This window comes from Maribacter flavus, assembly GCF_008386635.1.
Classification (GTDB): domain Bacteria; phylum Bacteroidota; class Bacteroidia; order Flavobacteriales; family Flavobacteriaceae; genus Maribacter; species Maribacter flavus.
Genome location: NZ_VUOE01000001.1, coordinates 1,169,279 through 1,182,697, shown reverse-complemented (window position 1 = coordinate 1,182,697; position 13,419 = coordinate 1,169,279). Strand labels below are relative to the sequence as shown.

12 protein-coding genes are annotated in these 13,419 nt (G+C 41.4%); 7 read left to right on the top strand and 5 right to left on the bottom strand.

Annotation, left to right across the window (positions count from 1 at the left end; translation table 11 throughout):
* Positions 1 to 164 precede the first annotated feature (164 nt).
* The 5 genes from F0361_RS05185 to F0361_RS05165 all read right to left on the bottom strand — a co-directional run bounded on the left by F0361_RS05185 (position 165) and on the right by F0361_RS05165 (position 5,506).
* Complete coding sequence (locus F0361_RS05185) at positions 165 to 443, bottom strand: hypothetical protein (RefSeq protein WP_246160810.1); 279 nt, start codon at positions 441 to 443, stop codon at positions 165 to 167.
* A 71-nt stretch (positions 444 to 514) separates the two neighbouring features.
* Positions 515 to 991: a GreA/GreB family elongation factor gene (locus tag F0361_RS05180; protein ID WP_161598205.1), complete on the bottom strand. Its 477-nt coding sequence runs from the start codon at positions 989 to 991 to the stop codon at positions 515 to 517.
* A 279-nt stretch (positions 992 to 1,270) separates the two neighbouring features.
* Positions 1,271 to 2,596, bottom strand: a complete 1,326-nt coding sequence (locus tag F0361_RS05175; protein ID WP_154917510.1) for a sigma-54-dependent transcriptional regulator — start codon at positions 2,594 to 2,596, stop codon at positions 1,271 to 1,273.
* Between the two features lie 3 nt (positions 2,597 to 2,599).
* Positions 2,600 to 3,688, bottom strand: a complete 1,089-nt coding sequence (locus F0361_RS05170) for a sensor histidine kinase (RefSeq protein ID WP_154917509.1) — start codon at positions 3,686 to 3,688, stop codon at positions 2,600 to 2,602.
* Positions 3,689 to 4,294: 606 nt separating this feature from the next.
* Positions 4,295 to 5,506 (bottom strand): site-specific integrase, encoded by a 1,212-nt coding sequence (locus F0361_RS05165; protein ID WP_154917508.1) that lies wholly within the window; start codon positions 5,504 to 5,506, stop codon positions 4,295 to 4,297.
* A 171-nt stretch (positions 5,507 to 5,677) separates the two neighbouring features.
* Between F0361_RS05165 and F0361_RS05160 the strand changes: the two genes are divergently transcribed.
* From F0361_RS05160 to F0361_RS05130, 7 genes are all read left to right on the top strand, one after another.
* Complete coding sequence (locus F0361_RS05160) at positions 5,678 to 5,857, top strand: hypothetical protein (protein WP_154917507.1); 180 nt, start codon at positions 5,678 to 5,680, stop codon at positions 5,855 to 5,857.
* 356 nt (positions 5,858 to 6,213) lie between these two features.
* The gene (locus tag F0361_RS05155; protein ID WP_154917506.1) at positions 6,214 to 7,995 is read left to right on the top strand and encodes a tetratricopeptide repeat-containing sensor histidine kinase; all 1,782 of its coding nucleotides are present in this window, start codon (positions 6,214 to 6,216) and stop codon (positions 7,993 to 7,995) included.
* On the top strand, positions 7,992 to 8,642 hold the full coding sequence (locus F0361_RS05150; protein ID WP_154917505.1) for a response regulator transcription factor: 651 nt from the start codon (positions 7,992 to 7,994) through the stop codon (positions 8,640 to 8,642). Before F0361_RS05155 ends, F0361_RS05150 begins: the two co-directional genes overlap by 4 nt.
* Before the next feature lie 100 nt (positions 8,643 to 8,742).
* The gene (locus tag F0361_RS05145; protein WP_154917504.1) at positions 8,743 to 9,747 is read left to right on the top strand and encodes a hypothetical protein; all 1,005 of its coding nucleotides are present in this window, start codon (positions 8,743 to 8,745) and stop codon (positions 9,745 to 9,747) included.
* A gap of 426 nt (positions 9,748 to 10,173) precedes the next feature.
* Positions 10,174 to 11,577 (top strand): glucuronate isomerase, encoded by a 1,404-nt coding sequence (uxaC, locus tag F0361_RS05140; RefSeq protein WP_154917503.1) that lies wholly within the window; start codon positions 10,174 to 10,176, stop codon positions 11,575 to 11,577.
* 16 nt (positions 11,578 to 11,593) lie between these two features.
* Positions 11,594 to 12,634: a sugar kinase gene (locus tag F0361_RS05135; RefSeq protein WP_154917502.1), complete on the top strand. Its 1,041-nt coding sequence runs from the start codon at positions 11,594 to 11,596 to the stop codon at positions 12,632 to 12,634.
* 113 nt (positions 12,635 to 12,747) lie between these two features.
* Positions 12,748 to 13,416, top strand: a complete 669-nt coding sequence (locus F0361_RS05130) for a bifunctional 4-hydroxy-2-oxoglutarate aldolase/2-dehydro-3-deoxy-phosphogluconate aldolase (protein WP_154917501.1) — start codon at positions 12,748 to 12,750, stop codon at positions 13,414 to 13,416.
* Positions 13,417 to 13,419: the final 3 nt, after the last annotated feature.

Here is a 13,419-nt window from a genome sequence, read left to right as displayed (position 1 = left end):
TTCCCTATTTACTGTTTCTTAATTATTCTTTTTTAAGTATCTACCTTTTGTAAGGGTAAATCCACCCAGATTGCCAACCTTCTTTTTGAGCAAACCAAAATCTTGGGCTTGCGGGTGGATCACATGAACCAACCAATCAAATAAAATTGTTCTATTGCCTGTATTTAACCTGATTTTACAGCCTCCTGAAAATCCGCCGAAACCACCGGATGGCTTCCAAAGAACCGACCACCATCGGTATATTTTAACTTGATCTTTGTTGAGCTATCCTTCTTCTCCTTTACGGAAGTGCCAAAAACCTTTTCACCTTCCTCACGCTTGTAATTTGCGATACTACCGCGTTTTATAATAAAATTCAGTCCGGGAAAGTCGGTGTGATTATATTGGTTCGATTCGGAGGTGCCGATTTCGAAGACATCACCTATCTTTACTTCGGTCGCCATTGGGTCTATATTGTTCCGGGCGTTCTATACGCTTAGGAAGAATAATAGGGCAATTGCATATTTGATCATAATTATATAGTTAGGGCCAATAAATTCTTCTTTCGATTTGAGAGTATCTCTTCAAAGGTCTCTTTGGGTATATCCAGTTTTACCCGTTTTTTGTTCTGGACCACTTTTTCGATGGTTAGACTGACTATATCGCCTGGAAGCCCGTGTTGTATGGTATGCCCTTGGGAAAGCCCGATAATTTTGGCACCCAAAGAGCTGATGGCCGAGATTCTGTTATTCTTATTGTTCTCTTCGTATGGCGGCACCAGTTCAAAAGTTTTCGCCCAGCCGGATTTTGATCGGACCCTAATGGTCGAATAGATTTGAACCACATCGGCAGGAACCACCTCTGTCTCGACAACAGAGGCTCTTAGCATGTTATAATCCAAAAGCTTTAAGGTGTCATGATGTCTATAGTCCTCAATGGTCTCGTTGGTCTCCAGATAGTACTTGACCATCACAAAATTGTCCTTGCCAAACATCAGGTTACTGTGTTTCATGATTTCTCTTTTTTGAATTATTCTTCTTGCTATTCTGACAAAGGGCCTTTGCTTCATCCTTCCGGGAAGTTTTTCCTGTATTGATCAACAATGGAATAAATACCAGCATGGTTCACTTTTTTATTCATGCCATAAAGGGCAAATGGCATGCCTGTAAAATGCCAAAGCATGCCAAGAAATGTAACTTATTGAAAAACAGTTATTTTAATGAGAAAATTTAAATATGGGAATTTTTGAAAGCGGGAAGAAATTCCCCGCTCGGGGAAAAATCGACCAGATTCAGTCCAGCTTATCACGAAGGGTCTTGCGGTCTATTTGTAAAATCTCGGCCGCCTTGGTCTTATTGCCTTTGGTGTGGAGCAGCACGCGTTTTACATATTCCCTTTCCATTTGCCTGAGCGGAACAAAACCAGTATCAGGAAACTCGATTAGATGTTTGAGAAAATCTGGAAGGTCTTTTACATCGATGAGTCCGTCCGACATGATAATGGCCCGCTGGACAACATTCTCCAATTCCCTGATATTGCCAGGCCAATGGTATCGCTGTAGGATTGCCAATGCATCAGGCGACATTTTCAGGAGCCTATCTTTATATTCCACCCCATATTTTCTCAAGAACTTCTCAACCAATAACGGAATATCCGATTTGCGTTCGCGAAGTGGTGGCACTTCAATTTCAACTACGGTCAAACGATAGTAAAGGTCCTCACGAAAATTCTTTTTCTTTATATCCTCTTTCAAATCGGCGTTCGTAGCTGCTACGATACGGATGTCTACCTTCTCGGTTTTTTGAGATCCCACTTTGGTGATTTCCTTTTCTTGAAGCGCACGCAACAGTTTGGTCTGCACCGCAAAAGAAGCAGTTCCAATTTCGTCAAGAAAAAGTGTACCGCCTTGGGCAGCTTGAAAGAATCCGTTACGGTTCTCGTTGGCTCCGGTGAAAGCTCCTTTCATGTAGCCAAAAAGTTCGGCCTCCTGCAAGTTTTCGGGAATGGCCCCGCAATTGATTGCAATGAAGGGTGCTCGCGAGAACTTTCCCGAATAGTGGATGGCCCGTGCCACCAATTCCTTTCCCGTTCCACTCTCGCCCTTTATTAGAACGGTGGCCTTATTGTCGTTAACACGATTTATGATGTTGGTGACCTTCTGAAACCCTTCGGATGCCCCGACCATATCACCGTACTTGCCGTTGATAGGTTTTGTGTCCATACTTTTGGCCGCCGTTCTTTTTTGACCGTGGGCAAAGGCTTTATCGACCGCTATCCTAAGTTCTTCTTTGGTAAAGGGCTTAGTCAAATAATCTACCACCCCGGATTTGAAAGTCTCCAAAGCGCCCTCGACCGAGGGGTAGCCCGTGACTACCAGTTTGGGCATTTCGGGGTAATGTTCGGCCGTGAATTTGAGCAATTGAAGTCCGTCGACTTCGGGCATTTGTATGTCCGTAATCAGTAGGTCGATAAAGGTATCCTTGAGAATAAAGAGTGCTTCTTTTACCGATACTGCCTTGAAGGTATGGTATTCCATCGAACGTAGGTGTCGTTGCAATAGTTCCAAGATGTCTATATCATCATCGACGATCAAAATATTTTCCTTTCTAAATGACATTGCTCACAATTTAGGAAAATCGATTGTAAAAACGGTTCCCTTTGGGTTATTAGGTGCATGGGTAATCGTACCGCGATGACCGCTAATAATGCCGTGTACCACGCTAAGGCCCAATCCAGAACCATTACCTATAGGTTTGGTCGTGAAAAAGGGTTCGAACACTTTTTCGGCAATTTCAGGGTCGATGCCCGCACCCTCGTCGGAAATTTGTAACCTTATATGCTGGCCTTTTTCGGTAATAATAATCCTAATGTTTCCACCTTGGGGGGAATAGTAGGCTGCGTTCATAATCAAGTTGAACAGTACCTGCGTCAATTGTACTGTGTCCGCCTTCAGTTCAAACTCTGTTTCATCGAAATCTTTTACAAGCTTGATGTTCTTTGCCCGCAGCTGAGGCCTCAAAAGTTTCAGTACGTTTTCAACAGAGGGGATCAATTCGACAACACTCATCTCCTGGGGCATCTCACAGGCGAAGAACATCAATTTTTTGACGATTTCGCGACAGAAGATAGCATTGTCCATTATTTTTTGGAGGTCACGCACATTTTCCTCGTTTTTTACTTTTTCCTGTAGCAGTTCGGCAAAACCAAGAATATTGGCCAATGGCGTGTTGAGTTCATGGGCGATACCCGCGGTAATCTCACCCAATATGTGCAAGCGATCTGTACGTTCCATCTGTCTTCGCGTAGCAACCTCGTTGTCGCGAATTTGTTTACGCTCAAAGAGATTCCCCACCGCCAGGCTGATGTTGTCAAGTAACGTCTGTTCCTCGATCAGAAAGTCTTCGAGATCGTACTTTTTCTTTGGGTAACCGACAGTAATCCGTCCATCCACCTTATTAAATATCTTGATATCGGAAGTCAATATGACCCTATCCAAATCAAAGTCTTCGGTCTGGACCTCATAGTTATCAGCCACCAAATGTGCTTCTGCATCATCATCAAACTGCCAACCTCTCTTTAAGCAATATAATATAGCCTCCAATGAGGTTTCAAGTTGGTCGTAATCGGAATTAACGATAATCGAAGTGACCTCGTAGAGACAGGTAAGTTCCTTTACACGTTCCTTTAGTTTTGCTTCAGTTGATGTCATGGCATTTAGAATCTTGCTGCTAAATTCAAAAAGTGAAGTTCTAAAATAATTGGTCAGTAAGGAAATAAAGGTTAGGTAAATCTGTTCTGTTTTTGCGCAATCCTAGTGGTAGTTGGAAAACCCCCAAAATCCAAGTCTGACCTATCGGACGACCCTCGCCCGAACAAGGTCGTCTTTCAGTCTGCTATTTTCAAACATGTACAGAACGTCAATGCACTGAATTAAAGGCTTAGGAAGTTCATCTAAGGGTTCAACGGGGTGGCGACCAAATACCTGCAGAACTACCTGAACTAGTTTCTGGTGCTCGAAAAGATAAAACATTTCACCGAGCGCGTATGGCAATATTTGCCGCCATCGCCCGAACCTCGAACACCTCATGGTTCGAGTACAAACAGGTCCTCTACAATATGTTAATAAGTACTTAGCTTTAATCAATTGAGAATTGATTTCTGTAGACGAAAAATCCATTATATCTGCCTACCAGCTTATAAAATCCATTGGAGAACTAGAAGTACTATATGAAATTACTGGGTTAATGAGGTACAGGCTCTGTATTTTTAAGGATTATCTCGATTTGTTTAAGGTAGGTCTTTAAGCAAAAACAATTTATACCAGTAGCAATTCGCTAGCCTCATCCAAAACAGAACTATCCAATTCTTTTAAATATGCTTGGGTTATTGCCAAATTTTGATGTCCCATGGACTCGCTTATGACATCCGTAGCAACCCCTTTTTGTTTTAAGCAGTTTGCGAAACTGTGCCTGGCTACATAACTACTTATATTTTTATCGATTTTACAGAGTCGGGCGATTTCCTTTAAATCCTTATTGAATTTCTTCAGGGTTTTTGATTTCCTGTTTTCTATTTGGATGGGGGTCATATTCTCATTCAGTAGCAATGGGAAGACATATTTTGTGCCTATTGAGTTTTCTTTATAATAGTTTAGTATTTCTTGTACCGGAGGAAGCACTTTTAAAATGAAATTGCCCTTGGTTTTGGAACGTGTGTAAAAAATCCTGTCCCCTTTGATGTCATTCCATTCCAATTTCATCATGTCAGTAAAGTTCATACCACGTGTATAGAAACTAAAAAGAAAATAGTTACGGGTATTTCTTAATGTAGGATAATTTGAAATATCCATTTTCACGATGCGCTGTACCTCATCAAAGTTTAAAGCCCTTTTGGCTCCTTTTCCTTTTAACCTAGAAAGCTTGTATGCTTTGAAAGGATAGAAATCGGATTTTACAATATTTCGGCTAATGCCAAAGTTGTATAAAGCTCTAATAGCCCTCATTCGAACACCAATACCGCCATCGGTCCCGCCTCTAGACCTGAGAAAGACTTCGTACTTATTCAAATATGTAGGAGTTATTTGTTTAAAGGTCAGGTTGGTTGAACGGTTGAACATTTTTAGGGAGTTGTATGTGTCTCTATTTGCTCTTGCATTTCCCGTTCTTCCGGCTTCTATCATTTCACAAATTATTTCTTCCCAAAAAGCGAAGACATTTGTTTTTATTGGATTGGTTTCAATGCGATATCTTTTTTCAAATTCTTCCAAACCGAAATCTTCTTTCTCAATTTGCAATTCTCCTACAACCTTCAATGCCCGGTCTTGGAATTTATGCAACAGCCTGTTGTTTTGTATGAAATTTTCGTTACGCTTATTAAATTTTCCGGCATTGCTATCCCACTCCGCTTCGGTAGCATCAAATAAGGTCTTGAAATATTTTGATTTTCTGTCCTTGGTTACTCTCAAACAGATGGGATATTTACCATTTGAAAGCTTCTTTTTTCGTAGAATTGTTTTGACGTTAATCATGGCCTTTGTTTAGATCGGGTACAACATAGGTACAACATTTTGTCTTTTAAAAGTACATTTTATGAAAATAGATACAAAATAAAAATTTATAATATGCTGAAAATCAATTAATAAGAAAATACATGAAACTATATGAAAGCTAATTCTTGCTGACTGTTAATCAGAGGGTCCTTGGTTCGAGCCCAAGAGGAGGAGCAAAAAAGAGAAAACCTTGTCGAGAACGGCAAGGTTTTTTTATGCCTAAAAGTATTTGGGCGAGAAGCCTGTTCCCAAGATTTCGACTACCTCAAAATAAACGAAATCAACGGAAACCCCCATGCTTTACTGAGCTTGGGATGTAAGGAGGATTAAAAATGGAAACGACCCTATCTACAAAGATGGAACTTTTTGTATCCAACAGTTTTTGGGAGAGAAGTCTGTTCCAACCATTTACTCAACGCTCAGTGGGGACTTTTTAGAGGTGATTTAAGGAAAAAATGAAATCCAATCTATTGGTGCCGGTTTTTTTTAGGTAAGCTTCATTTAACTGCAATTAAGAGGGTTATCCGAATCAAGTTAAAACTTTAGAATTTGCCTTATTGGTGACAGATTGCTTTAACCTATATTGGTACCATAATCATTTTTAAAATCATATTTTGGAGTCTCGAAAAATTCTGTCGGTGATTTTTCTGTTCTTATTCTCGTCATTGGTTTTTTCACAAAAAGGAATGTCCATTGCAGATAGTATTATTAAATCGGTACAAGAGAAAGAATCGTATGAGGAAAGAATAGGTCTTTTGCAAAAAGAAATTCAAACTATTTACCTAACCCAATATGAGGAGACCCTAGCCTTGGCGCGTTATGGTTATACCTTGACCAACAGCAGAAACGATAGCATAAATAAGGGGGATTTCTTAAGAAGTATAGGTGGCGCCTACCAAAAGTTGGGTTTCATTGATAGTGTTTCCATATATTTTTTTAAGGCCCTAAAATTATTGGAACCCACCAAGGACAGTGAAAAGTTGGGTCTACTTTACGATGATATGGCCAGGCTCTATCGAAAACTGGAACAACCCAAAAGAGCTTTGGAGTTTTATGATCGGGCTCTTGAACTCTATGAAAAAGAGAATGATTTAGAGGGGATTGCTCGTATCAATAACGAAAGTGGTGCCGTGTATAGCGATAACGGCGATTATAAAATAGCAAATGAACGTTTTGAAAAATCCTTACGAATTCAAATACAGCGCAATGATTCGGTTGGAATTGGTTATTCACTGGAATTTTTAGGGTATAATCAATTACAGATTAGAAACTACCAACGGGCAGAATCCTATTTAATGCAAGCCCTAAAGGTCCGCAAAAATGTAGGTGATGAATTTGCAATAATGCTTAATTACACAGCTTTAGGGGAATATTATAAAGAGATAAATAAAGCTTTAACTTCGAACGAATACTTTGAGAAGAGCAATTCCTTGGCTCGCAAGATCAATTTTTTGGATATTCAGGCTTATAATCATCGCCAATTAATGGAGAACTACGAAGTTTTAGGTGATTACAAAGCAGCATATGAAAACCTAAATGCCTATAATATATTGAATGATAGCCTCTACAATACACAAAAAATTAGAGATGTTGAAGAGATAACCGCAAAATACGAAACGGCCGAAAAGGAAAATGAGATTTTGCAGCAACGGGCCAAAATTGCGGAGAGCGAACTGCGTTTAAAAAAGCGCAGTCAGTGGATCTTTGGTCTGTTGGGCTTGGCCCTCATCGTGGGGCTTTTGGGTTTTTTATTCTACCGCCAACAGGTCTTTATCAATGAAAGACAGAAAAGGGACGGTGAATTAAAACTGGCAATGGAGAAGATAGAAAGTCATACCAAATTACAGGAACAGCGTTTGTCCATTTCCCGTGACCTCCACGATAATATAGGCGCTCAACTATCTTTCGTTATTTCGACCATAGATACTCTAACATTTCATGTTCAAGGAACCAATGATAAAGTCCTTACCGGTTTGGCAAACTTGGGAACCTTTACCAAGGAGACCATGCAAGAGCTAAGGGACACGGTTTGGGCTATGAACAAATCGGACATTACCATACAAGATCTACAGGCGCGTATGGCCAATTTTGTGGAAAAAGCAAAGCATGCCTATCCCGGCAGGCATATCGCCATACAAGTGGCCGCCACGGTTCCGTCCACACTCGGGTTTACGGCGTTAGAGGGCCTTAATATTTTCCGGATCCTTCAGGAGGCCCTTAACAATGCACTGAAGCATGCCGGGGCGCAGGCAATGCTCGTAAGAATAGAGAAGGAGGAAAATGCCGTTCTTTTTGAAATATCGGATGATGGCAAGGGTTTCTTGGAGAACGAGGTTGAACCGGGAAACGGGCTATATAACATGCGCAAGAGGGCCAAAGAATTGGGCGGTGAATTTCATTTGGAATCCCGGCCCGGCCAGGGTACCCGTATCGTTTTTCAACTAGAAGAAAAAAAGGACAGTAAATGAGCATACGTACGGCAATCATAGACGACAATCATTTTCTCATTAAGAGCCTACAGGAAAAACTCTCGTTGTTTCCTGATATTACCATCTCTTTTACGGCGAATGACGGGCTACAGTGCATGGACAAGCTGAACCAAGATCCGCAGGTAGACCTTATGCTGATGGATCTGGAGATGCCCGTGAAAAATGGTATAGAGGCTACGGCGGCGGTCAAGCAAAGGTGCCCTGACTTAAAAGTGATCATACTTACGGTTTTTGATGATGACGAAAATATATTCAATGCCATACAGGCAGGCGCAGATGGCTATCTGCTAAAGGAGACCGGGGCCCATGAACTGCATAACGCCATGGTACAGACCCTGAACGGCGGTGCCATAATGACACCGTCCATAGCGCTAAAGGCACTGAACCTCCTGCGTTCGCCCTTGGCCCCAACTGTGGCCCATATGGAAGAGTCCGTCCAACTTTCAAACCGCGAAGTGGAGGTGTTGGAACAGTTGTCCACCGGAATTCCCTATACCGCCATTGCGGAAAAACTCTTTATTTCCCCGTTTACCGTGCGCAAGCATATTGAGAACATCTACAAGAAATTACAGGTAAATTCAAAGGTGATGGCCATAGAAAAGGCCAAAAGAAATGGGCTAATTTAAACCTATATGATGTAGCAATGGTAATCTAAAATAGGGCATATGCCCTATTGAAACAAAAATGTAGGAAGCATAGTTTTGCAAAAACTATAATTTTTACTTTATGAAGCTTATTAAATTAAACCTGCTACTTGTTTTAGTATTGGGCTATTTTCATTTTACTTGTGCACAAAATGTTCAGGACTTTAAAATAAAGTTATTGGGGGCTGCCAATTTAAATTATAGAAAAAGTCCCAAAAAAGTGGTCATTTCAGATTTTCAGTTGAATTTCCAGACCGCATTGGAAATGCAGGACAAAAAGGCCGGGGGTAAAATGTGGCGAGGAGGTTTAAAGGGAGACGCGACGGCCTCTTTGGCACTTGCTTTGGAAGGGTTGAACGAAGCGTCCCTACAAGAGATTACCGATCAACTTTTTGAACAGTACAAGGCCGAGCTCAATGCCAATGGTTTTGAGGTTGTACCTATAGAAGGACTTTGGGCCAACAATGCTTATGACAAGAGCCGCGATAAAAGATGGGAGTTAAAGGCAGGTAAGGGTGCGGAGAAAGGAAATGTGTTCGGGGATATTGTCATGCGGCCAAGTAGCCAACAGTTTATAGTGGCGAAAAAATCGTTCAATGGAAAGCAGAAGAACAACTTTACGGTACTTAGTGATTTTGAAACTCAAGTGGAATCTAAGATAGCTAGCCAAAAAAACGATTTTATCTTTAACAAAGTTGTGATTTACATTCAAGCGTTTGAAAATTCCATGAGTGAAGCCGAAAGGTCTTTGAACCGCATGGCAGGTTATGCTCAGGTGAAAGCGGAAACCGATTTTAGGCTAAGTGATATGAGCTTTAATAAATTTGGTTCTGGTCAGATGATAGCTAAAGATGGGGTAGAAGTGACCAATGTATTGGAAAAGCAAAAGTTTGATGCATCCCAGGCAGCGGATGTGGACAAGCTTGGTACCGATGTTGGGGTTTTACGTATTTGGGACGTGGATGATAGGGAGGAAATGACATTAGGTGTAGTAAAATGTGACCCGGATAAATATGCAACGGGCACCCAGTTAGGAGTTGAAGCCTTTTTAAAGGCCACGGTCCAAAAGTTGAGGGAGAAGTCCTAGCATTATTAATTTACCAAATTGAAAAATCCCTTGGGGCACTTGCACAAGGGATTTTTTATTGAAATAAGTCTTAGTAGTTGGCGTAAGTTTAATACTTAAATTTGGTTCAGTTTTCCATTTATTGTTAGGGTTTCTCAAAAAATTGTAGTACCGGGTTTCCTTAAAGTATACAAAATGTAATTAGTGACTTGAGCTTTAGAATAAGTACTAACATTTCAGTTCTTGTTTTTTAAGTAAACATATCATAACTATGCATATTCGTATAAATGTAATTTTTACATTTAATTTTTGTGCGGTTCCATTTTGCTTTGAATCCTTTATGTCGAATAAAAATGATCGTGTATCTTAACGTCTTTTTAAAATATAAGAACGAATCGATACTAACTTTTGCCCAAAAAGAAAGCTTGGTGCGAATAATACAATCCAATTAAAGTGAAAAATTTCATCACCGATAATTTTTTGTTACACAATCAATTTGCGGAAGAGCTTTACCACGGCTATGCGGCTTCCATGCCTATCATCGATTATCATTGCCACCTTCCCCCTGCTGAAATTGCCAAGGACCATATTTTTGAAAACCTTACAAAAATTTGGATTGAGGGTGATCATTACAAATGGAGGGCAATGCGGGCCTTTGGTATCGATGAAAACTATATTACGGGAAGCGCACCAGATAGGGAAAAGTTTCTGCAATGGGCCAAGTTTGTTCCATACACCCTTAGAAATCCATTGTACCATTGGACGCATTTAGAGCTGAAACGATATTTTGGCATCGATAACTTATTGAACGGGGATACTGCCCAGGAAATTTACCATGAAGCCTCTAGCAAATTAAACACTCCTGAATATAGCTGCCAAAATTTGATCAAGCAAATGAACGTGGAGGTGGTATGTACAACGGAGGACCCTACTGACAGTTTGGAACATCACAAGATACTAGAACAAAGTGGCTTTTCAGTGAAAGTCAGTACCGCCTTTAGACCGGACAAGGCAATAGTTATAACCAATTCAAATTATCTGGAATATCTTCAACAGCTATCACAAGTTAGCGGGGTATCCATAAACTCCTTTAAGTCACTTTGTGATGCACTTTCCCAACGGTTGGATTATTTTGGAGAAAACGGCTGTAGCCTTTCGGACCACGGTCTAAGCTATATTCCCTATCAGACCTTTACCGATCAAGAAGTGGAGAATATCTTTCAAAAGAGAAAGGAAAATAAGGTCTTGGCTCCTGATGAAAGTGAAAAATTCCAAACGGCGGTTCTGCTCTTTTTATGTGAACAATACAGTAATAGAGATTGGGTACAGCAATTTCATTTAGGGGCCCTTAGGAACAATAATTCAAAGATGACACGTTTATTGGGTCCCGATACGGGTTGGGATTCCATTGGAGATTATAGACAGGCCGAAGGGCTATCCAGGTTTTTGAATGCCTTAGACGAAAGGAATGTACTTGCCAAGACCATATTATATAACCTAAATCCTTCAGATAACGAGGTAATTGCTACCATGACAGGGAATTTTAACGATGGCCGCATAAAAGGAAAAATGCAATTTGGTTCTGGATGGTGGTTTTTGGATCAAAAGGATGGTATGACCAAACAGCTGAACGCCCTTTCCAATATGGGATTGATCAGTTGTTTTATAGGTATGTTGACGGATTCTAGGAGTTTTCTTTCCTATCCCAGGCATGAATATTTTAGAAGGGTACTTTGCAATTTGTTCGGGGAGGAAATGAAAAACGGTGAAATTCCACAGGATTTTGATTTGGTAGGTGGCATTGTTCAGGACATTTGTTACAGGAACGCCAAGGAATATTTTAAATTTTAAAATAAACAATATTATAATGAAAAGAGTAGTCACTTTTGGGGAAATAATGCTTCGACTTTCGCCTCCTGGGTTTTTAAGATTCTCCCAAGCGGATTGTTTTGATGTTGTATACGGGGGAGGCGAGTCCAACGTAGCGGTCTCCCTGGCCAATTATGGCGTCCCTGTCGATTTTGTCACACGCTTGCCCAAGAATGATATCGGGGATTGTGCCCTTATGGAGATGCGAAAGCGGGGGGTAGGAACTGACAAGATAATTTATGGGGGCGAGCGATTGGGAATCTATTTTTTGGAAACCGGAGCGGTCAGTCGCGGTAGTAAGGTAATCTACGATAGATCCCATTCCGCCATTTCAGAAATTGAACCCGGTATGATCGACTGGGATTCCGTTTTTGACGGTGTGGGCTGGTTTCATTGGACAGGGATAACACCCGCCATATCACAGGGTGCTGCCGATGTTTGCCTAGAGGCTGTAAAAGCGGCAGACAGAAAGGGAATTACAATTTCTACGGATTTAAACTATAGGGCCAAATTATGGCAATTTGGCGGCGACCGTGAAAAAATAATGACGGAACTGACTTCCTATTGCGACATCATTTTGGGCAATGAGGAAGATGCCGAAAAACATTTTGGAATACATCCTGAAGGTCTGGATGTCCATAAGCACGGACAGGACGTAAAGGCCGAAGCTTTTCTATCTGTCTGTAAACAGATGATGGAAAAGTTTCCCAAGGCAAAAAAAGTAATCACTACCCTTAGGGGTTCCATATCGGCCTCCCACAATACATGGGCCGGTGTACTTTGGGATGGCAAAACCATGTACGAGACCAGACAATATCAGATCACGGATATCGTGGATAGAGTCGGTGGTGGCGATTCCTTTATGGGCGGACTCATTTATGGATTGATGAAATATGAGGGCGATGACCAGACCGCCTTGGATTTTGCCGTGGCGGCTTCCTGTTTGAAACACACTATTAAGGGCGATGCCAACTTGGTCACGGTCGATGAGGTAGAAAAGCTAATGGGCGGAGACGCTTCGGGTAGGGTTGCGAGATAAGTCTACCTTTCCCCGGGTTGTAGAGGGAAAAATAGCTTTATCATGAAAATTAAGAATTAAAATTTTAAAGAATGGAATCCTCACCGTTGGAAGGGTTTATATAGGAAGGGCTTATGGCAACATTTTCAAGAATAAAGGTCGCTTTGACCATGAAAGAAACGGGCATGGTTCCGTTATTTTACCACCCAGATATCGAATTGGGTAAAGAGGTCTTAATGGCCTGTTATGATGGTGGGGCGAGATTGATGGAATTTACCGCCCGAGGGGACTTTGCATTTGAGGTTTTCCTGGAACTTAACAAATATGCGGTAAAGGAACTTCCCGGTATGATCATGGGGGTTGGCTCCATTACGGATGCGGCGGCGGCCTCGCTTTTCATGCAGATGGGGGCCAATTTTATAGTAACCCCATCACTAAGGGAGGATATCGCGATCGTTTGTAACAGACGAAAAGTGCTTTGGTCCCCGGGTTGTGGTTCCCTGACGGAAATCAACCGTGCCGAGGAACTTGGGTGCGAGATCATTAAACTGTTTCCAGGATCCACATACGGACCTGAATTTGTAAAGGCCATCAAAGGCCCACAACCATGGACCAGTGTCATGCCCACGGGCGGCGTAAGTACGGACGAAGCCAACCTAAAAGGCTGGTTCGATGCCGGGGTGACCTGTGTGGGAATGGGCTCCCAGCTAATCAGTAATGAGGTTTTGACGAACAAGAATTTTGAAGGTTTGACCAAAAGCGTAAGGGATACCTTGGCCCTGATAAAATCCCTCAGAAAATAGTCA